The organism is Pseudoalteromonas sp. NZS11_1 (assembly GCF_015864275.1).
Lineage (GTDB): Bacteria > Pseudomonadota > Gammaproteobacteria > Enterobacterales > Alteromonadaceae > Pseudoalteromonas > Pseudoalteromonas arctica.
This window is the reverse complement of sequence record NZ_JADYXK010000005.1, coordinates 25,938-49,537: the sequence shown is the minus strand read 5'-3', so window position 1 is coordinate 49,537 and position 23,600 is coordinate 25,938. Positions and strand designations below refer to the sequence as shown.

Annotated in this window: 21 protein-coding genes; 7 read left to right on the top strand and 14 right to left on the bottom strand. The window is 39.7% G+C overall.

The genetic code is table 11. The annotated features are described in order from the left end of the window. The first annotated feature begins 151 nt into the window (after nucleotides 1-151). The 4 genes from I6F44_RS05990 (at nucleotide 152) to I6F44_RS05975 (ending at nucleotide 4,632) form a co-directional block, all read left to right on the top strand. On the top strand, nucleotides 152-1,078 hold the full coding sequence (locus I6F44_RS05990; protein ID WP_197173423.1) for a LysR family transcriptional regulator: 927 nt from the start codon (nucleotides 152-154) through the stop codon (nucleotides 1,076-1,078). Nucleotides 1,079-1,198: 120 nt separating this feature from the next. Next, on the top strand, nucleotides 1,199-3,166 hold the full coding sequence (locus I6F44_RS05985; protein ID WP_197173422.1) for a hypothetical protein: 1,968 nt from the start codon (nucleotides 1,199-1,201) through the stop codon (nucleotides 3,164-3,166). A 107-nt stretch (nucleotides 3,167-3,273) separates the two neighbouring features. Then, nucleotides 3,274-3,732 (top strand): thioredoxin family protein, encoded by a 459-nt coding sequence (locus tag I6F44_RS05980; RefSeq protein WP_197173421.1) that lies wholly within the window; start codon nucleotides 3,274-3,276, stop codon nucleotides 3,730-3,732. A 453-nt stretch (nucleotides 3,733-4,185) separates the two neighbouring features. Next, complete coding sequence (locus tag I6F44_RS05975) at nucleotides 4,186-4,632, top strand: hypothetical protein (RefSeq protein ID WP_231612795.1); 447 nt, start codon at nucleotides 4,186-4,188, stop codon at nucleotides 4,630-4,632. A gap of 123 nt (nucleotides 4,633-4,755) precedes the next feature. On the opposite strand, the gene I6F44_RS05970 is transcribed toward I6F44_RS05975, so the two are convergent. Next, nucleotides 4,756-5,634: a LysR family transcriptional regulator gene (locus tag I6F44_RS05970; protein ID WP_197173420.1), complete on the bottom strand. Its 879-nt coding sequence runs from the start codon at nucleotides 5,632-5,634 to the stop codon at nucleotides 4,756-4,758. Between the two features lie 121 nt (nucleotides 5,635-5,755). Here I6F44_RS05970 and I6F44_RS05965 point away from each other — a divergent pair, with 121 nt between their 5' ends. Continuing rightward, entirely contained in the window at nucleotides 5,756-6,838 is a 1,083-nt protein-coding gene (locus I6F44_RS05965; protein ID WP_197173419.1) for a YeiH family protein, read from the top strand. Between the two features lie 29 nt (nucleotides 6,839-6,867). Here the strand turns inward: I6F44_RS05965 and I6F44_RS05960 are convergent, their stop codons facing one another. From I6F44_RS05960 to I6F44_RS05945, 4 genes are all read right to left on the bottom strand, one after another. Then, nucleotides 6,868-8,187, bottom strand: coding sequence for a DASH family cryptochrome (locus tag I6F44_RS05960; protein WP_197173418.1), 1,320 nt, complete (start codon nucleotides 8,185-8,187; stop codon nucleotides 6,868-6,870). A 120-nt stretch (nucleotides 8,188-8,307) separates the two neighbouring features. Continuing rightward, on the bottom strand, nucleotides 8,308-8,646 hold the full coding sequence (locus I6F44_RS05955; protein WP_197173417.1) for a transcriptional regulator: 339 nt from the start codon (nucleotides 8,644-8,646) through the stop codon (nucleotides 8,308-8,310). A gap of 154 nt (nucleotides 8,647-8,800) precedes the next feature. Beyond that, nucleotides 8,801-9,511 carry a winged helix-turn-helix domain-containing protein gene (locus I6F44_RS05950; RefSeq protein WP_197173416.1) on the bottom strand — a complete coding sequence of 237 codons (711 nt, stop codon included), beginning with the start codon at nucleotides 9,509-9,511 and terminating at the stop codon, nucleotides 8,801-8,803. Between the two features lie 49 nt (nucleotides 9,512-9,560). Beyond that, entirely contained in the window at nucleotides 9,561-11,288 is a 1,728-nt protein-coding gene (locus tag I6F44_RS05945) for a DUF885 domain-containing protein (protein WP_197173415.1), read from the bottom strand. A gap of 228 nt (nucleotides 11,289-11,516) precedes the next feature. On the opposite strand from I6F44_RS05945, the gene I6F44_RS05940 reads away from it, so the two are divergent. Continuing rightward, nucleotides 11,517-12,104, top strand: a complete 588-nt coding sequence (locus tag I6F44_RS05940; protein WP_121954475.1) for a DUF4202 domain-containing protein — start codon at nucleotides 11,517-11,519, stop codon at nucleotides 12,102-12,104. 41 nt (nucleotides 12,105-12,145) lie between these two features. Then, on the top strand, nucleotides 12,146-12,649 hold the full coding sequence (locus I6F44_RS05935) for a TFIIB-type zinc ribbon-containing protein (RefSeq protein WP_121954476.1): 504 nt from the start codon (nucleotides 12,146-12,148) through the stop codon (nucleotides 12,647-12,649). Between the two features lie 80 nt (nucleotides 12,650-12,729). Here the strand turns inward: I6F44_RS05935 and der are convergent, their stop codons facing one another. The 9 genes from der to ndk form a co-directional block, all read right to left on the bottom strand. Then, nucleotides 12,730-14,196 carry a ribosome biogenesis GTPase Der gene (gene der, locus I6F44_RS05930; RefSeq protein ID WP_024592997.1) on the bottom strand — a complete coding sequence of 489 codons (1,467 nt, stop codon included), beginning with the start codon at nucleotides 14,194-14,196 and terminating at the stop codon, nucleotides 12,730-12,732. A 74-nt stretch (nucleotides 14,197-14,270) separates the two neighbouring features. Further along, on the bottom strand, nucleotides 14,271-15,449 hold the full coding sequence (bamB, locus tag I6F44_RS05925; protein ID WP_007583433.1) for an outer membrane protein assembly factor BamB: 1,179 nt from the start codon (nucleotides 15,447-15,449) through the stop codon (nucleotides 14,271-14,273). Between the two features lie 10 nt (nucleotides 15,450-15,459). Further along, the gene (locus tag I6F44_RS05920; RefSeq protein ID WP_007583431.1) at nucleotides 15,460-16,080 is read right to left on the bottom strand and encodes a YfgM family protein; all 621 of its coding nucleotides are present in this window, start codon (nucleotides 16,078-16,080) and stop codon (nucleotides 15,460-15,462) included. A 19-nt stretch (nucleotides 16,081-16,099) separates the two neighbouring features. After that, nucleotides 16,100-17,380, bottom strand: coding sequence for a histidine--tRNA ligase (gene hisS / locus I6F44_RS05915; RefSeq protein WP_007583429.1), 1,281 nt, complete (start codon nucleotides 17,378-17,380; stop codon nucleotides 16,100-16,102). 398 nt (nucleotides 17,381-17,778) lie between these two features. Then, nucleotides 17,779-18,897, bottom strand: a complete 1,119-nt coding sequence (ispG, locus tag I6F44_RS05910) for a flavodoxin-dependent (E)-4-hydroxy-3-methylbut-2-enyl-diphosphate synthase (RefSeq protein WP_007583427.1) — start codon at nucleotides 18,895-18,897, stop codon at nucleotides 17,779-17,781. A gap of 5 nt (nucleotides 18,898-18,902) precedes the next feature. Continuing rightward, nucleotides 18,903-19,772: a RodZ domain-containing protein gene (locus I6F44_RS05905; RefSeq protein ID WP_197173414.1), complete on the bottom strand. Its 870-nt coding sequence runs from the start codon at nucleotides 19,770-19,772 to the stop codon at nucleotides 18,903-18,905. Beyond that, on the bottom strand, nucleotides 19,769-21,610 hold the full coding sequence (gene pilW / locus I6F44_RS05900) for a type IV pilus biogenesis/stability protein PilW (RefSeq protein WP_197173413.1): 1,842 nt from the start codon (nucleotides 21,608-21,610) through the stop codon (nucleotides 19,769-19,771). Before pilW ends, I6F44_RS05905 begins: the two co-directional genes overlap by 4 nt. A 126-nt stretch (nucleotides 21,611-21,736) precedes the next feature. After that, the gene (locus I6F44_RS05895) at nucleotides 21,737-22,867 is read right to left on the bottom strand and encodes a bifunctional tRNA (adenosine(37)-C2)-methyltransferase TrmG/ribosomal RNA large subunit methyltransferase RlmN (RefSeq protein WP_024592994.1); all 1,131 of its coding nucleotides are present in this window, start codon (nucleotides 22,865-22,867) and stop codon (nucleotides 21,737-21,739) included. A gap of 168 nt (nucleotides 22,868-23,035) precedes the next feature. After that, complete coding sequence (gene ndk, locus I6F44_RS05890) at nucleotides 23,036-23,467, bottom strand: nucleoside-diphosphate kinase (protein ID WP_007377442.1); 432 nt, start codon at nucleotides 23,465-23,467, stop codon at nucleotides 23,036-23,038. Between the last annotated feature and the right edge of the window lie 133 nt (nucleotides 23,468-23,600).

The window sequence follows — 23,600 nt, the reverse complement described above, 5'->3', positions numbered from 1 at the left end:
TGAAGATACTCATTGCCAAAAAATGCAATTTAAGTCCCTGTCTTTAGGTTGAGTACATTATTACTTGTTTTAATTTGCTTATATATAGGGGAAAATGCGAATCACTTTTGTCTTTAAGACAATAAAGCATTTTATTTAATGGAGAGGCAACTTGGATCAACTAAAAGCCATACGGTATTTTATTAAGGTGGTTGAAACGGGCAGTTTTACCAAAGCCGCAAAAGCATTTGATGTGCCGCCCTCGTCGTTGTCACGGCGAGTTGCTGATTTAGAAAAAAGCCTAGGGGCGACGCTTTTAAAGCGTTCGACTCGCATAGTTAAATTGACCGAAGTTGGGCAAATTTACTATAACGATGTTCAGCAAATATTAAATCAGCTAGAGCAAAGCCACGAAACAGTGCGCAGTTATCAAACAACACCAATGGGGCGATTATGTATAAGCTCAATGGTGAGTTTTGGTGATAAAATATTACTGCCTCTGCTTGATGAATTTAGCGCGCTATACCCCGAAATTATATTAGATGTTAGCTTAAGTGATGAGCTGTCTACACTTGGGCGTGACGATGTAGATATTGCTATTCGTGGTGGTTATGCGCCAAATGAACGCGTGCTAGCAATAAAACTAATGGATAATGGCTTTATTCCTGTCGCGTCACCCTGCTATTTACAAAAATACGGCGTGCCTACTTTAATTATGGAATTAAAGGACCACAGTGGCCTTTATTTTAAAACGCCAGCGGGGCCAACGCCGTGGTTATGTAAAGTAGATGAGCAATGGCACGACGTTTCTGGGCCTGCGGTCGCTATTTCAAATAACGGTTCGTGGCTGGCTAAAAAAGCGTGTAATGGTGAGGGCATTTTAATGTCTACTCGGTGGGCGCTCGACTCATACCTTGAGTCTGGCCAGTTGCAAGAGCTTAAGTTTGAGCATGAATTAGCGATAAGCCAAAATGCGACTATGGCGGTTTATTTGTTGTATCAAAAGCAGCGCTATTTAGTACCAAAGGTAAAAGCGGCGGTCGACTTTTTAGTAAAAAGAATAAAAGAAACAGATGAAGATAGTAAGCGAATAAAATAGGCCTTAAGAGTTAGGCCTATTGTTTGTATAAATAATAGGTAAAAAATATCTCCTTAAGCTAAAGCTTTTAACTAAGCGCCCGATACATTACTTAATAGGGTTTAGAGATTAAGGATAATCATGGTTAATAATGCACTTGGCAGCCAGTCTAATTTAAGCACTTTACTTGCCCAATCAGTTAATAACGCTAACCAAACCTCTGTGAGTCCTTCGCTGCTAACCGGTAGCGACCTTCAAGCTATTAATGATTTACAAACTAACGCCCCCAAAATATCCGATGAATTATTAAGCCAGCTAAATAACGAAACTATTGACGAAGCACTAGCTAGCAATCAAAAAGTAGGGGATATTTTACAACAGCAACTTACCTCGCTATTTACTATTTCAAGTTCGCCTAGCACGCTTAACTATAAACTCTCCGATGAAGAACTCGCCCTGCGCACCGTAATAAGCTCTCAGCATGAGGGGTTATTAAAAAACGAAAACAGTACCCAATTAATTGAGCGATTAAATACGTCGGTTAAAAATATTCAGGGTGCTTATGCTAATACCAGTGATATTTTATCGAGTTTAGGTCAGCTTGGGCATGAGCAAAAAACGTTTTTAGCCTCAAGCCAGCAACGTGTAGAGCGCTCACTTAATCCCTACATGGAAAGCCTCAATCGCGCAAAATACGAGGATGACGATAACTACCTGTTTGAGCTCTCGGTAAAAACTAAAGAAGGCGATGTTATAAACATTATCTTTAACTCATCGCAAGGGTACGATGAAAACACAGGCGAAGCCGTTGATGGCTTTAGTTTAAGTTACGAAGTAAATGGCGATTTATCTGAGGCTGAGCATAAAGCACTTACGCAGGTGCTCAGTGGTGTTGGCGAAATGGCCGATGAATTTTTTAAAGTGAGTGAAAACTCATTTAATCCTCTTATAGTGCCAAACCAAACAGACATGAGTTTAGATTTTTTAGCAGGGTTTAATAGAGAGCAGCTAACAGGCTTTGATGTGTCGTTTTCAACAACGCAAAATGATGCGCTTGATACTGCAGAGAACACGCTTGATTTAAGTTACTCCATTGATGAAGCATCAAACCAGCAAGCACTTGTGTTTAAAGCCGCAGGTGGGCAAAACGACATTGATTTTGCACTTGATATGTCAACCATTGGCGCTAAAGACACGCAGCAAATGCAGCAGTATTTAGCGTCGCTCGATCAAAGCTTAGAAGATAGCCGAGTAAACAGTACCAAAGACGATAAAGAGTCGGCATTTGGGCGAAAAGGCGATGAGGCAATGCAGCAAGGCTTTGCATTATTTAAAGGCGCTTTTACGAGCATGTCATCAGCGGCTGAGCGCTATAGTAATTTGGAGTCACTTGCAGAACAGCACTTTAATGACGGGCGCGCCATGGTAGCCGATTTAGTTGATAACATGGTCGCAAACGATAGCCGTTACCAAGGGCTAGGTAATAAAGCGCCAAATACATTGGGAGCGGGTATTTCTAAGCTCGCTGATTTTGATGCTACATTTTCTTATGCGTTGGATAACGGCGACTATCAGCCTAAAAGTACCATTGAGCTAAGCCAAGCGACTGATCAAACCCAATTAGGAGATCTTAGCGGTGTAACGCAAAGTAAAAACGTAAGTAGCCACTTTGATTATCAATACAGTCGCCCTGATTATTACAACAAAGAAGAAAGTTATAACGTAGGGACTGCGGTTAAAAATAAAGAGCTTGTGGGGCTTGATCAGTCTCACGAGGTTGATGTTGATACAAAAATGTATGCGTTTAACCCGCAAACTAACCAATACGAGCTGCAAATGGCGATGCAAGAGCAAACCGTTAGTAAAAGCGACATTCGCTTAATTGACGATATTTGGCTTGAAGAAAACGAAAACAGCTACTCAATGCATAAAAAAGAGCGCGATGAGAGTGATGACAAACAAGATGATTTTATAGAAACAAACCGTCACTCACACACCAAGCTTGTTACCTTGATTGGTGACTTAGATAAGTTAGCCGAGAATAAAGACGTAAGGCGAGAATATTTAACTAACTTATCGCAAGTTAACTTTTTTATGGATAAAAAGTAACGGTCTTGAGTTGTTCACTCCACACTCAATATTGGGTATAGTCGTTAAATGCCTTATTTAATACCTAACTTTAATACCTAATTTAATATCTAATTAAGAGCAACCTTATGTTTAAACAATTAATTTTATTGTGTGCTTTAAGCATGCCGTTATTAAGCTGTGCTGCTGAAGCACCATTTTCGGGCGCAATTACCACTGATGTACTGCTAAGCGACTACGACAAGTTTAACGAGCAATACAAAGCATTTACGCCAACAGCACAAGACATTGCGTTAATGCAAAAGCTAGAAGGTAAAGAGCTAATTGTATTATTTGGCACATGGTGCCACGACAGTGAGCGCGAAGTGCCGCGTTTAATTAAGTTACTAGATGAATCTAAAGTACAACTTGCAAGCATTGAATATGTGGCCGTAGGTTACAACAAGCAAGACGATGCAGGTATTGCACAGGCTAACGACTTGCAATATACCCCTACGTTTATTGTTAAGCAAAATGGTAAAGAGTTAGTACGCGTAATTGAAAAGCCAACGGGCACATTGGCACAAGATTTAACTAAGGGTTTGTAAGGTCTATTCTTATGTTATGGCAATTCAATTAAAAGGATGTATAAAGCTTGGCATTCTTTGATTTGTTGCTAATTATAGCCTGTCATTTAACGTCAATTAGGTAAGCGTTATGTGAGCATCATCCCGCGATTTTATTTATAATTAATATGGATATTTATGAAGTGCAAAAAGTGTAAATCAGGAATTACCTCCCCAATAGTTAAAACGACAAATCTTAACGGGACTTCAATCGCGTCATCATCTTGCCCAGTGTGCGGTGAAAATTTAGATGGTTCAAAAAGATATTGGGTTTTATTAATTATTTTACTTATCGGCATTGGTGTAGCATCAAGGTATTTTTCTTAACCTTAGTTATATTATCCACACATGTGAATGAGCAAGACTTTAGTTTTGATTATTAGTCTTTTATTTTATCCGACTGATTTAGTCTTTTACTTAAAAGTTATGTGACTTATGAAATTAATGCGATCTGAAAAAGTTCAATTGTGGTTTTTGATAAATGCCAACAAATTGTTTGTAGCTGCAGCTGCTTTTGGCGTTATTTTTGTCTTGATTTGGGGGGATGCTTCTCAATGGGAATACGAAGAAGATAAAAATCACTACAGCGCTTTTTTTTCATCTATTGATAGCCGAATTAGTTTTGTAAACTATGGCTATTCAGGTACCAGTTTAAGAGTTGTTTTGAATTTTGATGCCGAAGGGCTTATTCCGGATGGCATTAAAAGCATAACTCCAAAGTATAAATATTTAATTCTTGAACGCATTTGCAATGATTTAGAAAGTTTGGAACTTTTAGAAAGCGGCTACTATTTTGATGTGGATTTAAGGGATATCAGTTCTGAACACATGTTTAAAAATTATTTTAATTTAATAGTTAAGCATGAAAGGTGTATCACGTAACACAAGTGAATTTTAACTTAGCTAATAGGCATCAGAAAGACTAAAGGGCTCAAATTTTGACTTCATATATTAAACTTTATCTAAATTTGCTACTGGTGCCTTACTACTTACAGATTGTGAGCATTATTCACTAAACAGGCTTTTTTCGAACGCTTGTGCAGCGTGTGAAGACGGTCTGTCTTTATAATGCAGTTGATAAAGTGGCCGAGAGAGTTGCTCGTTATTTTTTTGACTCAGGCGTGTTAATTTACCAAGCTGCACCAAATCCTCAGTAACTACATTTGGCAATAAAGCGACCCCCATACCTTGAGCGACGGCCCTTGCTATGGCTTCGTTGCTGCCTAATTGCATACTTTGCTCTGTTTGTACGCCATGCTCTGCTAATAACTTTACCGACATTTCTAAAGTGCCAGAGCCCGGCTCACGTAATAACCAAAACTGTTTGTTTAACCATGCTTTTAAGTCTTTCGTGGGCTTAAAGTTACTGGGTATAACGATACTCATTAAATCGTTTTGCCAGTGCTTACTTATTATATGCGGCTCGGTAGGTGTGCCTTCAACCAGTGCTAAATCTATAGTGCATTCAAGTAAGGCATGCTCAATTTGCGCGGTATTAGCAACTTGTACTTCTACTTTTATATGTGGGTACTGCGCACAAAATTTGGCTAAATAAGGCGGTAGCCAATAACTGGCAATGGTGGTGCTGATTCCTATAACTAATGTACCGCGCTTAAGCCCTGTGCGCGATTTAATATCTTCAATGGCGGCTTTTTCGATAGCAAAAATACTGCGGGCATGTTCAAAAAGTGCTTGTCCACCTTCACTTAAGGTGAGCTTTTTACCCTTAGATGCACGTTCAATAAGTAGAATGTTTAACTGATGCTCTAGCTCTTTTAGTGCCTTAGAAACAGCGGGCTGGCTTATAAAAAGCGCTTCGGCTGCGCCTGAAAAGCTACCCAATTTAGCCACTGTATAAAACACCCTAAGTGCATGTAAGTTCATTGAATACCTTAAACTGTATAACCTTAGGTTATCAAATTATGATTTTAATATATTGGGGTTATATTTTGCGCTTTTTTACAATTAAGTCAACACATCAACATGGTTTAAGTGAGGGAATATTATGCTTAGCGCTATTAAAAATAGTTTTCAGCCTTTAGGTATTAATACTAAGCAATACGGCGATACGCGCTGGTGGATTGGCATGTTACTGGTTATTGTACTTGCGGGTGTTGCTATTGCGCTGAGTAAATTACCAATAATGCAAGCTGCGCAATTTAGCTCACTCACTATTGGTATTGTAGTTGGTATTATTGTGGGTAACAGTGTGTTTTCGCGTATAGCTACGCGTACCGATGTAGGTGTTGATTACGCTAAAAGTATTTTACTCAAAGCGGGTATTATTTTATTTGGTTTTAGAATTACCTTTGCACAGGTAGCTGGCGTTGGTTGGAGTGGGTTACTAACCGATATTGTTATGCTCAGCGGTACGTTTATATTAGCAATTCAACTTGGCAAACGTGTATTTAAGCTTGATGAGCAAACAGTAATATTAATTGGCGCAGGTAGCTCTATTTGTGGCGCAGCAGCTGTAATGGCAACCGAGCCTGTAATAAAAGCTCAGGCACATAAAGTATCGGTAGCGGTGGCAACGGTGGTGGTGTTTGGCACGCTAAGCATGTTTGCCTACCCAATTATATTTGATTACATGGGGCTGAGTGAGCATGCGTACGGTATTTTTGTTGGCTCAACCATTCATGAAGTAGCACAAGTGGTTGCAGCGGGCACAGCTGTAAGCGCCAATGCTGCTGATACCGCCGTTATAGAAAAAATGCTACGCGTGATGATGCTCGCGCCATTTTTAGTGGGGTTATCGTTTTGGCAAAGTAAAAAGCATGCAAAAACAAACAATAACGTGCATGGAGGTGTGCAAAAAACGGGTATTACCATCCCTTGGTTTGCGGTGTTATTTATTGTGGCAAGTGGTGTGCATTCACTCTCTATTATTCCTCAAGTGGTTACAAGCGCTATTGTATGGTTTGATAATATATTACTCACTATTGCTATGGTGGCTTTGGGTTTACGCACACATGTTGGGGCAATTCGCCAAGCCGGTATTAAACCGCTGTTACTGGCGCTGTGTTTATTTTTGTTTTTAACATTGGGTGGTTACGCTATTAATATAGGTATTGCTGAGCTGATTTAAACGTTACTTGGTAAAAGTTGATTGGCGGCTTAAATTGGCCAATCAACTTCGTTTAAAGTATCCAGCTGTTTGCTGGTGTTTTCATTGCCTTGCCATTTATTAGTGTAAAAAGCGTGCGGGTCAAACTGTAACGTTTGTTTTTCAATATTGAAGTGCCTACCACCACGCGGATCTACGCCTACACCTGCTATGTATTGCCAGTTGCCCCAATTAGCGGCTACATCGTAATCAATCAGTTGTTGTTCAAAATAAGCTGCGCCATAGCGCCAATCAAGAGCAAGTTCGTTAACTAAGCAGCTCGCTGCAATTTGCCTTGCTCTATTTGATATGTAACCGGTTTCATTAAGCTCATTCATAATGGCATTGACTAATGGGTAGGGTGTTGAGCCATTACACCACGCAGCAAAGCGGTTTGGCATAAATGTAGTAAGGGGTTTTGTTTGCTTTTGACCTTTAAAACTAAACAGGCTGTTGCCTGCTTTAAGTGCATGCCATTTAAAATACTCTCGCCATAGCAATTCAAATTTAATCCAGTAGGTAGACTCGTTTGTTATTTGGTTATGTTCGTACGTCTCAATGGCTTTATAAACTTGCCGCGCACTTACACAGCCAAAAGCAAGCCAGCTACTAAATTTTGTGGTGTTATTAAAGCCATCAAGCTCGTTTCGAGTTATTTTATAAGTACTTGGTAGCAAGCCTGAAAAGTATTGATTTAAATGTGTTTGCGCACTTTTAAGCCCGCCATGCATTACTGCGTTGTTATAATTAGTATGCTCATTAAGCTCAATTGGTTTGGCCGCACATAATGTTATAGGTTGAGGGAGTAAACCTTTAGGCAGAGTTGAGGTTGTTATAGGTATGTTTATCGCCTCTACTTTTTTTCTAAATGGGGTAAAGCTTTTAGGCAGCTCGTTTAAATCAAAAGGGAGATCACTTTGTTGAAATAGAGTGTCTTGTTGAGTTGTTTTAAATATGACATGTGGGCAATGTGCTTTTAGTCGCGCAAGTTGGCGCTGCTCATAGGTTCCAACATGTTCACTGCACACTACTTCATCAATGTGTTGCTCAGCTATACGCTGCTTTAAAACACTAACAGGTTCACCCTCAAGTACGTGCAGTGTTTGTCCGCGTTCAATAAGCGCTTGTTGCAGCTCGTACAAGCTTTGCATTAAAAACTGTTGTTTATGCACACCATATGGCTTTTGTTGGTAATTATTACTTTTAAACCAGTGCGGATTTATTACAAATAGAATATCGATAGCACATTGCTGCAACGCAAGGTCACTAAAAATTGGGTTGTCGGTTAGGCGTAAATCGTTTTGTAGCCAATATAAAATGCGTTTGCTCATAGGTTTGCTCAGGTTTTTATAATCATTAACTTTACGAAGCAAAAGCGGGTAGGGATTAGTTAGCTGCAAGTTTTAGTAATGAAGCGGTGAGCAAGTATTACTTACTCACCTGCTTAAGTTTTATTTAACGGTTTTGGTTTTGTTAGTTAGGTTAGTAGATACATAAGCAATTAAATACACAAATACGCTAAGCGGTAAACTACAAATAAACAAAGCGACTTTGTACTTTTTAGCAATAGATGGTTTAGGCAGTATTACCGCAAAAAGTATATTCATTGCTAACCAAAAAATGGTAACTAACGGTGAAAGCGTTGTTTTAGCGCTTGATAAATCACATGTGCCAAATGAAATACTGGCAATAGATGCGTTACCTATTTCTATACATTGCGCGTTACCAATTAGGCTGATGGTAACTAATGTTGTAATTAATAATAGTGTTAGCGGCAGTAAATGTTTCATATTTTTTCCTTAGTTATTTAATTTTATGGGTCGCTCTAAAGCGCCTAAACAAATTAAAACGTTTGGCAAAAAATAACGATAACAAAGCCGTTAACTAGTTATTATAAAGTTATAACCACGATATCACCTCGGTTATAACTTTAATAAATCACTATTATTCAATGGGTTGTGTTTTTACTTTAGCTATAAGCTGATAACCTCGCTTCATTACAGATTTTATATATGTGGGGTTTTTTGTGTCGTTATCGTTAAGGGCTACACGTAGTTTGCTAATAACTCGCCTTACTGCGGTGTCGGTTACAATTTGATTCTCCCATACATTATTGTGTAACTCTTCAAGGCTAACTATTCTTGGTTGTTGTTCTATTAAATAGCTAAGTACCTGCATGCATTTGGGCTCTAATGTGTAGAGGTTATCTTCTTTAATTAAAGACTGCTGCATGCTGTCAAAAGTGTACTCACCAATTATTAGTTGATTAATACTCGGTTTTTCAATAACAGCTTTTGCGTCATCAGGGTTAGGCTGAGCTGTTTTGGCTGAAGAAGTAGTTGCATATTTTTGATAAACCCGAAATACCACCATTCCAGTTAAATTCATTAATAGTACTAACGGGCTCAGTGGGAACGCACATAGGAAAAGTAAATATTTAAATCCCACGTGTATATTTGGCTTATTAAGCATTTGCCCAAATAACACATTTAAAAGCATCCATATAATAAAATAAGGCGTAAGGGAAATTGAATCAGTTTGCTCCCCACAAACGCCATATTTTACTCCCTCTATGTAGTTTGATGCATCTAAACAAAACGCATTAGCTTGGCTGCTAAATAAAATGAGTGATATAAAAATAAGTAGGTGTTTCATTAAAAGTCCGTTTAGAAAAAGGTGGCAAATAATACCGCCCTCATTAATTTTAAATAGCCGATTTTTGTTTTGCTATCCAATCGTTTATAACGTCTTCAAGTACAGCCATAGGGAGCGAGCCTTGTCCAATAACTGTATCGTGAAAGCTGCGAATATCAAACTTAGCCCCGAGTTCTTTTTCGGCTTTTGCACGCAGTTCGCGTATTTTTATTTCGCCCATTTTGTAAGAGAGCGCTTGGCCTGGCCATGAAATATAACGATCTATTTGATCCTCTACCGCGCTTTGTGGCAAAGCAGTGTGATCTGCCAAGTAGTCTATTGCCTTTTGGCGGCTCCAGCCAAAGGCATGAATACCAGTATCAACAACAAGCCTCACTGCTCGCCACATTTCATAACCTAAACGACCAAAGTCGCTGTATGGGTTTTGATAAAAGCCGGCTTCTTTACCTAAACGTTCGGTGTAAAGTGCCCAGCCTTCGCCAAATGCTGAATGGCTAAGTGTGCGTCTAAATTCGGGTACATCTAACTCCATTGCAATCGCGTTTTGTAAATGGTGCCCTGGTATTGCCTCGTGCAGGCTTAGCGCTTCTAAATTATACAAAGGTTGCAATTTAGGTGTTGAGGCTAAAAAGTAAGTGCCAGGGGAGCGGTTATCAGCAGGTGGCATATAAAACGCGCCGCGACTCGCTGAGCCTTTTATAGTAAAGGTATTACGTGGTAAATGATTAAAATAGGTTGGTAACTTGCCATACATTTTTTGCGTAATAAAGGCTGTTTTTTCAAGCAAGTCTTGCGCATCTGTTGCGTAAAATTGCTCGTCGGTTGCTAAAAATTCTAAAAAATCAGCATACGTGCCATCAAAGCCTACTTTATCAATGATGTTTTGCATTTGTGTTTTTATACGTGCCACTTCTTTTAAGCCAAGTTCGTGTATTTGCTTTGGTGTGGCATTGGTTGTGGTGTAGTAATTAACTGCATATTTGTAATACTCAAGCCCGCCTTTAACGCTTGAAATACCCGGATCTGTTCTACAGTTAGGCATGTAATCGTTTTCAAAAAAGTCGTAAAAGTCTTGATAAGCCGGAACTACTTTTGAGCTAATTAAGGCTTTTGCTTTGTTTTGGTATGTGGCCTTTTGCTCTGCTGTAAATGTATTTGGTATGCGTGTAAAGGGCTCGTATAAGGCGCTGTTTTCAGGTCGCTTAACAATATGAGCGTTAATACTCTGGCTGTAATTTTCAAATGTTTTGCAGTAGTGCGTGTAACCCTTTTCAATACCTTCTTTCATCAAGTTAATGTTTTCTTGATTAAAGCGAGGGTAGTCGGCAAGGCTTACTAAAAATGCGTTGTAATCATCGGTTGTTAAAAATGCCATATTAGCTGGTGCTTCGGCAAAGTAGGTATGCCAGCCACTTAAAAAGTTAACCTGAAAATACTTATCTTGAAAAAGGTAGCTTTGCTGCTCTGTTTCTCGCTCGTATTTAAATAAACGGTAGTTCATTAGCTGCTCGTTGTTGAGCGTTTTTGGGTCAATGCTGGCTAAGCTTTTTAGTACGCTGTTGTTATAAGCTTGGCGCTTTGCAATGGCTTGCTCGCTCCAATTTGGTAAGGTACCGTTGGGTTTCCAACCATCAGGGTCGGTGCGAAAAAAGATTTTTTCGGCTTTTGCATTTTGCCAATGGTTATCAATAATGGTTTTTAAATCTGCATTGCTATCGGCTGCGCTCGGCAGTGATGCTACAGCTAAGCAAATAGCTAAAATTGTTTTTTTAAACATATTATTCTCATTTTTAGCGCGTTAATTTTTATTAGTGTACGCACATTTATCATTTTTGTTTTTAATATAGTACCAAGTTAACTTTATTAATGCGCTTACTTTTATAACCAGTATCAGTTGGTTTTACTTTTTGATTGAACAAATTTCACCGCTGAAGTGAGTGGGGCACTAGTTTATTGTTTTATCTGCGTTTAGAATGATTAAAACTAATTACAATAAAAGACCGTCATGTTTAATAAAGTAATAACGCTGATTGATGAAGCTAATAACCAAGATCCAAATATTGAGCAGCACAATGGAGAATGTTTTCCAAAAGAGTATTTATACTCACAGCGTATGAGCGAAATGCTAACTCGCTTTAAACCTGATGCCGATGCACTCATGCAAATTGCAGTGCGTGCGCAACATATTCAACGTTGGAAGTCGCCACGTAGTGACTTTGAAATGAACAAGCAGGGTTATCATCAATGGCGCAGTGCACTTTATATATTTCATGCGTCACTAGTTGTTGAATTAATGAAACAAGCTGGGTTTAACGATACAGACCAAAACCGTGTTTATAATGCAGTTGCTAAAAAAGATATTAAGCGCAATCCAGATAGCCAATTAGTAGAAGATGTAGCGAGTTTGGTGTTTATTGAACACTACATGCTTGGGTTTGCCAGTGCAAAACCAGATTACAATGAAGAAAAATGGATTGGTATTATTCGCCGTACATGGCAAAAAATGTCAGATGAAGCGCATGAGTTTGTACTTGCAGGTAATATTAAATTGCCAACGCCACTTGTTGGGCTTATTCATAAAGCGCTTGAATAAAGTAGTGTAAGCTAGGTATTAAAATAAAAAGGATTTTTAGAATGTTATGCCCACGTACAAATGCCTCTCTTGAGCCATTATTAATTGGCGGTATTACTGTTTACACTTCAGTGCAAGGCGGCGTATTTTTTGATAACAACCAAATTTTTAAGTTTAGCTCGCCAGCGTTAAAGCATGGTCAGGTATTACTTAAACATTTAAGTAATTATATTGAAGGTGAGGGCGATGTCTCAATGCGAGTAAATTGTCCTAAATGCCCAAGTATTGTGATGATGCGCCGGTATTTTTCACCGCTTAAAGTGGTTGAAATAGACGAATGCCCAGGTTGTGCAGGCATATGGCTTGATAGCGGTGAACTGGCAAAAATACACGAAAACCATTTAACACCTAAAGAGCGAAAGCTATTAGCTCATGAAATGGCCACCAATCATGGCTTTATAACTATTAAATCACCTACTTCTAGGTTTACGCCAACTAATAAAAATAAAAGTGCACATGAAACCACCGTTGAGAACTTGGTGCGCTTAGCTTTACTTGGTTTGTAACTCTTAATAACATATTAAAACAAAAACGGCGTACTAAAAAGTACGCCGTTTTTATTGTAATAAACTAACTCTTGAAAAGTTTATTTATTACGGTTTTCTTTAGCAAATGCACGTATTTTACGCTTTTGCGACAGTGTTACTTTATTAACACGACCAGCAAATGGGTTTTCACCTTCTCTAAATTCGATTTTGATAGGTGTGCCCATAATTTTAAGCGCTTTACGGTAGTAGTTCATCAGGTAGCGTTTATAACTATCTGGTAAATCTTTAACTTGGTTACCGTGAATAACAATACGTGGTGGGTTATAACCACCGGCATGCGCATATTTGAGCTTAACACGACGACCACGAACAAGTGGCGGCTGGTGATCGGCTTGAGCCATGTCCATAATACGACGTAACATTGCAGTACTTATACGTTTAGTCGCTGATTCATACGCTTCGTCAACAGACTCGAATAAATGACCAACACCTGTACCGTGTAGTGCAGATATAAAGTGTAGGCGTGCAAAGTCAATAAAGCCTAAACGGCGATCGAGCTCTGATTTAATACGATCTTTAACGTAATCGTCTAAGCCATCCCATTTGTTCACTGCAATTACCAATGAACGACCTGAGTTAAGAGCAAAGCCTAATAAGCTTAAATCTTGATCTGAAATACCATCGCGAGCATCAACAATCAATAACACAACGTTACAATCTTCGATTGCTTGAAGCGTTTTAATTACAGAGAACTTTTCAACTACGTCGCTTACTTTTTTACGCTTACGAACACCTGCGGTGTCAATTAACACATACTCTTTTTCATTTCGAGTCATCGGAATGTAGATAGAGTCACGTGTTGTACCTGGCATGTCGTATACAATTACGCGATCTTCACCCAGTATACGGTTTGTAAGCGTTGACTTACCAACGTTAGGACGACCAATAATCGCAAGCTTTACAGGTTTGTCTGCAAATGCCTGGTGATCGGTATCGCTGTCTTCATCTTCTTCGTAAAGATTAATAAGCTCTTCGTCATCGCCTGTTACGTCTTCGTCTTGTGCAGCTAATTCAGCGATAAGCGGCTGAAGTGTTTGCTCAAGTAATAACGTAATACCACGGCCATGCGATGCAGCAATATGATGAATTTCACCTAATGATAATTGGTAAAATTCAGCACAGTTTGAATCTGCATCAATACCATCGGTTTTATTAGCAACAACAAAACACTTTTTATCTTGTTTACGCAAGTGATTAGCAATTGCTTGGTCAGCTACGGTCATACCTACACGAGCATCTACTAAAAACAGAACAATGTCGGCTTCTTCAATAGCTAGCAGAGATTGATCTGCCATTTCGATTTCGATGCCTTCTTCTGAGCCATCAATACCGCCCGTGTCTACCACGATAAATTCATAGCCATCGTAACTAGCTTGGCCATATTTTCTATCTCGTGTTAAACCTGGAAAATCGGCTACGAGTGCATCACGAGTACGTGTTAAACGGTTAAATAATGTGGATTTGCCCACATTGGGTCGCCCAACTAGAGCGATCACGGGAAGCATAAACTACCTCTTTAAAAAACAACAAAAGGCTTCGCAGTGCGAAGCCTTAAAAAAACCATATGACTATTAGTAACTTAGTTTGGTATTTTTACCATACTAACTTCACCATCACGGGTGTATAAAATTAGCTTATCGTCGGCAACAACTGGCTCAACAAAAAAGCCCGAGCTGTCAAAGTCTTCACGAGATACTAGCTCGCCAGTTTCTTTATTTAGCCAATGTAGGTTACCTTCTTGGTCGCCTAAAGCTAAGTGGCTACCTGCAACTGCAGGGCCTGTTAGGTACCAACCGCGTAGAGCGGGTTGGCTCCAACGTTCAATACCTGAATTTTTATCTAATGCGTAAATAACACCATCGCTATCTACTAAATAAATTGTTTGTGCATCCATCGCAATTTCGCGGTAGCTGCTGTACTCGCGTTTCCATACAACATTGCCAGAGCGAATATCTACAGCGGCTAAGTTGCCGTTGTAAGCTATAGCGTAAGCGTATGGACCGCTAATAAGTGGTTGAGTGTCTACGTCAACTAGGCGTTCAAATTCTGATGCGCCTTTAGCAACCGCAATTTCTGCGCTCCATGCTGAGTAACCACTGTCTGAAATTAATACGCTTAGCTTGCCTGTTTCAAGGCCTACTAATACACCACCGTTAGCAACGGTTGGCGAGCTTTGTCCGCGTAATGTTAGTGGTGGAACTTCTTGTTCAAAGCTCCAACGCTCTTCGCCTGTATCTGGGTGAAGGGCTAACAATTTACCAGAGCCTAAATTTACAAATATTAAGCCATCGCCTGCTGTTGGTTTAGACAGAGATTCGCCTGGTACGTTTTTACGCCAAACTTCTTCACCAGTTTCGCGATCAAGAGCAATAATAAAGCCGTGTTCAGAACCAATATAAATTTTACCATAGGCTTGCAAAATACCACCTGATAATTTTGCATTACCGTTGTCAGCCCAAGGCCAAAACGATAAATCTTGGCGTACATCGGTTTCCCATTTTGTATCGCCATTATCAAGCGAAAGCGCTTCTACTTGGCCTTCGCGGCTAGCAACATACACAGTATCTTTGTAAACTGCGGGTGTTAAACGAGAAAAATAATGCTCTACGCCATCACCTACAGATTCTTGCCAAACAACGTCAGTTTCAAATTGGTTTACAATTTCAGGAAGTACTAGTTCATCTTCATCATCACTTGATGAACAACCCATCAATGTTGCCATACATAGGGCAAGGGCTGCTGTTGTAAATTTTTTCATGCCTAAAACCTTATGCCGCTGGGCTAGTTACTGCTAGGTCATCTAACTTAATTTGTAATAGTGGGTTACTTGTTAATCCACCCGCATCTATTGCTGCTTGGTATGCAGTACGTGCTTGATCTTTATTACCTTGCTCAGTGTAAATGTCGCCTTTAAGCTCGGCCACGTTTGCATTGAACGCTTCAGGTAATGGTGCATTTAATGTCGTTAATGCATCGTCATATTTAGTTTGCGCAATTTGAACACGTGCTAAACGTGTAATCGCAATTGCTTTTAATTCTGTATTTGGCGTATTAGACACAACCCAGCTTAGCTTTTCGCTTGCTACGTCTAGTTTTTTCGCTTCTACTGCGTCTTTTGCAGCAACGAATGCAGCAAGTGTTGCGTAGTTTGTGTCTTTATTTTCGCTAATAAACGCATCAGCTGAAGATAAAACATCATCGCTTTCAACAAGCGCTGTATATGAATCTGATGCTTTTTCAGCGGTAGTAATTTGGTTTTGGTTATATGCTTTCCAGCCATATAAGCCACCTAGGCCAACAAGTATACCTAGCGCAAGTGAAATGCCGTTTTCACGGAAAAAGCGTTTAATGGCTTCTGCTTGTTGTTCTTCTGTTGAATAAATATCCATTCTTACCTCTAATGTTCGCTTAGCCGTTAATAAGCTCAGCTAATAGCGCTTTAGCTTGTTCTAATTCTAATGTGACTTGTTCTTTACGCTCGCGTAAATACTTGATGGTCACAACGCCTTTTTCTAATTCATCTTCACCAATAATCACTGCAACAAGTGCATCGCTTTTATCAGCACGTTTTAATTGTTTTTTAAAGTTGCCGCCGCCCGCATGTACCATAACGCGTAAACCCGGTACGTCTTTACGTAGTTGCGCTGCAATTGCAGGAGCTTGAATGCTTGCTTTGTCGCCCATTGCTGCTAAATATACATCAGCATTACGACGAATGTCACCTACACACTCAAGTGCTTGTAGTAATAATACTAAGCGCTCTAGACCCATTGCAAAACCAACTGCTGGCGTTGCTTTGCCGCCAAGTTGTTCAACTAAGCCATCGTAACGTCCGCCAGCACATACAGTGCCTTGTGCACCTAAACTGTCGGTTACCCATTCAAATACAGTGCGGTTGTAGTAGTCTAAACCACGTACTAACTTTTCATTAACCGTATATGAGACGCCAGCAGCGTCTAAACGTTCACATAAATTTGCAAAATGTTCTTTTGATTCAGCATCTAAATTTTCAGACAATTTAGGCGCATCAGTTAAAATTGCTTGTACGTCTGGATTTTTGCTATCAAGTACGCGTAATGGGTTTGAATACATACGACGTTTTGAGTCTTCATCAAGCACATCAATGTGTTGCTCAAGGTAGGCTACTAACGCATCACGGTAATCTGCACGCGCTTCGTTAGATCCTAGAGAATTTAGCTCTAAACGAACGTGGTCAGTAATACCAAAGGCTTCCCATAGTTGCGCTGTTAATAAAATAACTTCTGCGTCTATATCTGCTGTAGCAATACCAAATGTTTCTAAACCAAATTGGTGAAACTGACGGTAACGACCTTTTTGCGGACGCTCGTGACGAAACATTGGACCCATGTACCAAAGGCGTTGTTCTTGATTATATAGTAAGCCATTTTGGTTGCCAGCACGTACGCATACTGCGGTGCCTTCTGGGCGAAGTGTTAATAAGTCGCCATTGCGATCGGCAAAGGTGTACATTTCTTTTTCTACTATATCGGTAACTTCACCAATAGAGCGTTTAAATAAGTCGGTTGATTCTACAATAGGAAAACGAATTTCTTGATAACCGAACGATGCTACTGTCTCGCGTAAAATGTTTTCTACTTTCTGCCAAACTTGTGTATCGCCCGGCAGACAATCGTTCATACCGCGAACTGCCTGAATTTGTTTTGCCACTGATAAATCCTAAATGCTGTTTTTTTGTGTAATGAAAAATGCTTACACAACAAGAATGCTAAAAATTGACCCGTCATTATATACCCAAATGACCCCATGATGCGAGTTTCAGTTGGAATTAAAAGCGATTTAGGCAAGGCATTGATTGAAAGTAATAGTGGTTCTATTGTTAAAATCAATAACGCAGTATAAATCGCTTTTAAACCAACCCGTTGGGTGTTTCACAGACACTTACTCTCATCGTTGTTACTTTTTAAAAGGGATTGCCATTCTTGCAAAGTAACGCCTTGATATTAAGAGCCTGTGAAACGCTGAATTCTGTATCTTGGGGTCGTTTGGGTATCCACTAGCTATAAAGGTAAACGCCAAACACCGCTGTTTGGCGCTTTATGCGGTATTTATTCGACTATTTTTATGTCAATCGGTGTTTGGCTCTGCTTTTTTTCTATAAAGTCGCGTACATAACCTTCAAGCTGGTCAACAATGTTGTTGTTATCAATGCGCGCTTTTTGGCGTTCGCCATTTATATACAAACCAGAACGACGATTTGCACCGGCAAGCCCTATATCACTCACAAGCGCTTCACCTGGTCCATTTACAACGCAACCAATTACCGAAACTGACATAGGTTCGATAATATCCTCTAAGCGCTCTTCAAGTTGGTTCATGGTGCTTACTACATCAAACTCTTGGCGTGAGCAGCTAGGGCAGGCAATAAAGTTAATTCCACGCGAACGAATGCGCAATGAATTTAAGATATCAAAGCCTACTTTAATTTCTTGTACCGGGTCGGCAGCAAGTGATACACGCAGGGTATCGCCAATACCTTCGGCAAGAAGCATACCTAAACCTACTGCAGATTTAACAGAGCCTGAGCGCATGCCGCCCGCTTCGGTAATACCTAAATGCAGTGGTTGGTCTATTTCTTTAGCGAGTAAGCGATATGCACCTACAGCTAAAAATACGTCAGACGCTTTTACTGATATTTTAAATTGGTCAAAATCAAGGCGGCGCAATATATCTACATGGCGCATTGCTGATTCTAATAAGGCTTCTGGTGTTGGTTCGCCGTATTTTTCTTGTAAGTCGCGCTCTAGTGAACCGCCATTTACACCAATACGAATAGGAATGTTGTGCTCGCGTGCTGAGTCTACTACGGCTCTAATACGCTCTTCACTACCTATATTACCCGGGTTTATACGCAGGCAATCTACACCGTATTTTGCTACTTTTAAGGCAATACGATAATCAAAATGAATATCTGCAACTAGCGGAATCGTTACTTGCTCTTTTATACTTTTAAACGCTTCGGCTGCATCCATTGTTGGTACTGATACACGGACTATGTCGGCACCTGCATCTTGTATTGCCTGTATTTGTGCAACAGTTGCATCAACATCCATGGTGTCGGTGTTGGTCATTGATTGCACTGCAATAGGGGCACCATCACCAATAGGGACGTTACCTACATTGATTCGGGTGGATTTTCTGCGTTTAATTGGAGATTCTGAAAACATAGCGACTACTCTGCTAGTGGTAATGTAAATTTGGCTAAACGGTTTTGAGGAAATGCAGAAACATCTACAGGTTCACCGTTTAAAGTAATGTCTACAGCGTCATGCTTACCAAGCACAACTGAAAAAGGAGGCGTACCGCTTACGGTCATAATGTAGCCTGCTTTTTTAACGCCGAATGCTATTTTTTCGCCTTCGCCGTCGTAAATTTCAACCCAACTTTCGCCAGTAAAGTTCATGACAATTGTACTGCTAGCATCGTCTTGACTTGCGCTGTTAGAAGCAATAGGAGCCGTTTCTTTAACTATTTCTGGGCTTGTTGATGTTTCACTAGACGTGCTTTGTGATTCTAATAATGATTCATCGTCAATTTCGGCTTGTTGCTGTTGCTCTGAAATACTGGGTTGAGCGGCTTGGCGCTCGCTCATTTTTGAGTTGGCAACGTTTATGTTACTCGTTTGCTCTTCAATAGGTGTCGCGTTTTGCCAAAACCATAAAGCAGATGAGCCAATAACAATCGCTAAAATTAAATAGCTAAAAAACATTAAACGACTGTCGTTTGCTTCTTTTTCTGTACGGCGTGAAAAACTCTGCATATTAGCGGGTTTAGCCGGCTCCGGTGGGGCTGGCATCATTGCTAATATAGGTGCGCTATCTACTTTTAATTCACGGCAATAGTTTTTTATATAGCCTTTAACAAAAGTAATAGGGCCGAGTAATGTAAATTCATCATTTTCAAGGCGTTTAATTTGAAGTTCAGACAGCTTTAACGGTGCAGCAATAGTCGCTATGCTAACGTTCGCTTGTTCTCTGTGATTTTTTAATATTTGGCCTACAGTTGGCTGTTCGCTCTGTGTTTGCGTATTTTCTTCATTCATAATGTGTATGAGTCTGGATCCACTAGTAAAAGTTTGTGCCCTGGTTTTAGTGCTATATCAGGACTTAATTTATTCCATCGCATTAATTCATCAATTAATACATGCCGCTGGGTAGCTATATCGTAAAGGGAATCACCAGCTTTAATTTCGTAATAAATATTTGGATCGTTTAGGTATATTTTACTTCCATTCATTACCCGATCCGACTCTTTTAGACCATTCCATTGCAGGAGCTTTTGTAGTTTAACATTGTATCGCACCGAAATGCTAAATAGGTTTTCGCCAACAGCAATTACGTGAAATGGCACGCGTAAAGGCGATACTTTAGGGTTAAGCATTGGGAGCTCTGTTTTTTGTACTGCTTCGTAACTTTTAAATTCAATATCTGCATCATTTTGATAGCTGCTATTTTCAAATACAGTTGTATTTTTAGTCGCTTCGTAGAATACCACGTCACTATTATTTTTTTGAGCGGTAACTGCAGGAACTGAATTACTATAGTTACTAGTTTGCTGCGAATTAAACTGGCCTGTTTTAGGTGCGCCAAACGAAATTATTGTAACTTCGCCATCAGCTTTAGTTGGTTGCTTTGCTGCTATAGCTTCTTTTTGAGGTTCGTAAACGGGCTTAGCTTTTTTAGGTGCAGCTACTACGGAATCTGTAGAGTCGTGCTCAGTAGTAAGTGCAAGCATAACAGCCGATGTATCGGTAGGTTTGCTTGGCGCTACGACTTTAGGAACTTCTTCTTTTTGAGTTGTTATTTGTTTTGCTATTACGGTTGCTTCATCGGCTTGCTTACTGACCGTGTTTTGTACTGCCTTAGCTTGCTTTTCTCTTACTCTAACTGGATTTACATCTTGGTTATTTGCTATTGCGATCTTTTTATCTGTTTTTTGCTCGTCGTTTGTTACCAAGCTTGTTGAACCGTCTTGTGGTGAACGTTTCTTTCTGATTACTTTTATTTTTGGTTTTTTTGAACTAACGTGCGCGCCGCTTTCGTCATTTTTTAGTTCTTTTAACTGCGCTTTACGGTATTTTTCTCGCAGTATTTCAAACTCATTAAAACGTGTTCTTTTCTCTTTTAATGCATAGGCTTCGTTACTGCTAGAGTAAGTTTGTAAAATAGTGCTGGAAATTTTTTCAGCCTCTTCTATTCTGCCCATTCTGTTTTTTACAAGGTAGCTAAGCATTAATGCGCGAGAGGATACTCGACCTGTGCTTTCGTAGCGTTTTAAAAGTTCACTGGCTTTGTATAAGTCACTTTTTGCGTAATACAGCGCTGCTAAACTAATTAACGTAGATGTACGCTGAGAGCTGTGATTAAGTGCCTGTTGAAAGTAACTTTCTGCATTTTCAAAATCATCAAATTCAATAGCACACAAGGCTAAATTTTCGTAACTTTCGGCAACGCGAATATAACTTGGTACTTCAATGGCTTTTAAAAATTGATCAGTTGCACGATCGTATTCATCAATACCACATAAAAACACGCCGTAGTTATTAAGGGTATTAGGATCGTCAGGCTTTATTTCGAGTGCTTTTTGGTAGGCTTTATCAGCTAGCGGGTTTTCGCCTACTTGTTGATAGTAATAAGCAAGAGAGTAATGTACTTCAGGTAGGTCAGGAGCAAATGCAGCTGCACGTTCTAAATTGTATTTGGCTTGAGAGTTATTACCCGTTTTTAAATACTGTAGGGCTAAAGCAATTCGTGTTCGTGCTGCGCCAGTATTATTAATTTTATTTTCGACGACGGGTTTATTACTGCCGTTATAACTACTTTCGCTAACACAGCCACTTAAGGCAAGTGTTGATAGTGTTATAGCAAGTATAGATCGCATTACCTTATCTCTTTATTTTTAGTCCATGGCGCCTATCTTACCTAAAACCTTTATTCTTGCATCATTTATTTAAAAATAAACAACTTAACTGCCCTATATGACTTATTCACATAGGGCAGTTACAGATTATGCTTGGTGGATATTAACGCTAATTGCGTTATCGTCACGCATTTTCTTTTTAGCTAAACGTTTAGTACGGTCAACTACGTCACCGACTAACTGTCCGCAAGCGGCGTCAATATCGTCCCCGCGAGTACGACGAACAATACAGGTAACGCCTGCTGCTTGTAATACTTTTGAAAAACGGTCAATACGGCTATTGCTTGAACGCGTGTATTCATTACCCGGGAATGGGTTAAACGGAATAAGGTTTACCTTACAAGGTGTGCCTTTTAACGTTTGCACTAATGCATGCGCCTGATCGGTGCTGTCGTTAATACCGTTAAGCATCACGTATTCAACCGTTACATCTTTATTTGCTTTTGAGCCATCGATATAACGACGACACGAGGCTAAAAATTCTTCAATAGGGTACTTTTTATTAACTGGCACTAAAATGTCACGCAGTGCGTTATCTGGTGCGTGAAGTGATATAGCCAGTGCTACGTCAATTTTCTCTTTTAGTAAATCAAGTGCAGGTACAACGCCTGAAGTACTTAATGTTACGCGGCGCTTAGATAAACCAAAGCCCCAGTCGTCCATCATTAATTCCATTGCTGGCACTACGTTTTTAAGATTAAGTAAAGGCTCGCCCATACCCATCATTACAACGTTAGTTACTGGGCGCTTTTCGCTATGACCATCAAGGCCTATATCTTTAGCTACACGCCAAACTTGACCAATAATTTCAGATACTTTTAAGTTACGGTTAAAGCCTTGTTGAGCAGTAGAACAAAAAGTACATTCAAGAGCACAACCCACTTGTGATGATACACATAACGTAGCGCGCTCTTTTTCAGGGATCCAAACGGCTTCTACTTCTTGGCCGCCTTCCAGAATAAGTGCGTACTTAATAGTACCGTCGCTTGCTTGTTGGCGCACAGTGATTTCTGGCGCTACAATTTCGCACTCAGCTTTAAGTTTTTCTTTAAGCTTTTTGTTTACGTTGCTCATATCGTCGAAGTTATCTACGCCAAAATGATAAATCCATTTCATCACCTGGTCACTACGAAACGGCTTTTCACCGAACGATGCAAATAGCTCGCGCATTGCATCTCGGTTTAAATCTAATAAGTTAATCTTTTTTTGCTCGGTCATGAAACAACCTCAATCGGTGACGGTGGAGATAAAATTTACGAGGACGAATTGTACACAATTCACTCACTTTAATCATTAAGTAAAACATTATTAGTTTACTGATTAATACTTTACGTAATGACTAAAAAAGGGCCCGAAAGCCCTTTTCAATATGTTAACGAATTCGAATTAACGAGTACGTGAACAAAGCTCTTCGTCAGCGAAGAAGTACGCGATTTCGCGAGCAGCAGATTCAACAGCGTCAGAACCGTGAACAGCATTTTCGTCGATGCTATCAGCGTAGTCTGCACGTAAAGTACCAGCTAGTGCTTCAGCAGGGTTAGTAGCACCCATGATTTCACGGTTTTTAAGAACAGCGTTTTCTCCTTCAAGAACTGTAACCATTACTGGACCAGATGTCATGAAAGATACTAAAGCACCGAAGAAAGGACGTTCGCTATGTTCAGCGTAGAAACCTTCAGCTTTCTCTTGTGAAAGGTGAACCATTTTAGCTGCAACGATTTTAAGGCCAGCAGATTCGAAACGGTTGTAGATAGCGCCAATGTGGTTTTTAGCAACTGCATCAGGTTTTACGATTGAAAAAGTACGTTCTAAAGCCATCTTTATGCTCCAATAATTTTAAGTAAAAGTGTGAATATTAACGGGCGCGAATTATACGCGTTTTAAGTAAAAAATCCTAATTATATTAAAAACCAATTTGATGGCAGTTTTGTGATCTCGATCAAATTTAAAT

Coding starts and splice junctions, on each gene's coding strand:
- I6F44_RS05985 (WP_197173422.1), top strand. CDS start 1,199: ATGGTTAATAATGCACTTGGCAGCCAGTCTAATTTAAGCACTTTACTT.
- I6F44_RS05980 (WP_197173421.1), top strand. CDS start 3,274: ATGTTTAAACAATTAATTTTATTGTGTGCTTTAAGCATGCCGTTATTA.
- I6F44_RS05975 (WP_231612795.1), top strand. CDS start 4,186: ATGAAATTAATGCGATCTGAAAAAGTTCAATTGTGGTTTTTGATAAAT.
- I6F44_RS05970 (WP_197173420.1), bottom strand. CDS start 5,634: ATGAACTTACATGCACTTAGGGTGTTTTATACAGTGGCTAAATTGGGT.
- I6F44_RS05965 (WP_197173419.1), top strand. CDS start 5,756: ATGCTTAGCGCTATTAAAAATAGTTTTCAGCCTTTAGGTATTAATACT.
- I6F44_RS05960 (WP_197173418.1), bottom strand. CDS start 8,187: ATGAGCAAACGCATTTTATATTGGCTACAAAACGATTTACGCCTAACC.
- I6F44_RS05955 (WP_197173417.1), bottom strand. CDS start 8,646: ATGAAACATTTACTGCCGCTAACACTATTATTAATTACAACATTAGTT.
- I6F44_RS05950 (WP_197173416.1), bottom strand. CDS start 9,511: ATGAAACACCTACTTATTTTTATATCACTCATTTTATTTAGCAGCCAA.
- I6F44_RS05945 (WP_197173415.1), bottom strand. CDS start 11,288: ATGTTTAAAAAAACAATTTTAGCTATTTGCTTAGCTGTAGCATCACTG.
- I6F44_RS05940 (WP_121954475.1), top strand. CDS start 11,517: ATGTTTAATAAAGTAATAACGCTGATTGATGAAGCTAATAACCAAGAT.
- I6F44_RS05935 (WP_121954476.1), top strand. CDS start 12,146: ATGTTATGCCCACGTACAAATGCCTCTCTTGAGCCATTATTAATTGGC.
- der (WP_024592997.1), bottom strand. CDS start 14,196: ATGCTTCCCGTGATCGCTCTAGTTGGGCGACCCAATGTGGGCAAATCC.
- bamB (WP_007583433.1), bottom strand. CDS start 15,449: ATGAAAAAATTTACAACAGCAGCCCTTGCCCTATGTATGGCAACATTG.
- I6F44_RS05920 (WP_007583431.1), bottom strand. CDS start 16,080: ATGGATATTTATTCAACAGAAGAACAACAAGCAGAAGCCATTAAACGC.
- ispG (WP_007583427.1), bottom strand. CDS start 18,897: ATGTTTTCAGAATCTCCAATTAAACGCAGAAAATCCACCCGAATCAAT.
- I6F44_RS05905 (WP_197173414.1), bottom strand. CDS start 19,772: ATGAATGAAGAAAATACGCAAACACAGAGCGAACAGCCAACTGTAGGC.
- pilW (WP_197173413.1), bottom strand. CDS start 21,610: ATGCGATCTATACTTGCTATAACACTATCAACACTTGCCTTAAGTGGC.
- I6F44_RS05895 (WP_024592994.1), bottom strand. CDS start 22,867: ATGACCGAGCAAAAAAAGATTAACTTATTAGATTTAAACCGAGATGCA.
- ndk (WP_007377442.1), bottom strand. CDS start 23,467: ATGGCTTTAGAACGTACTTTTTCAATCGTAAAACCTGATGCAGTTGCT.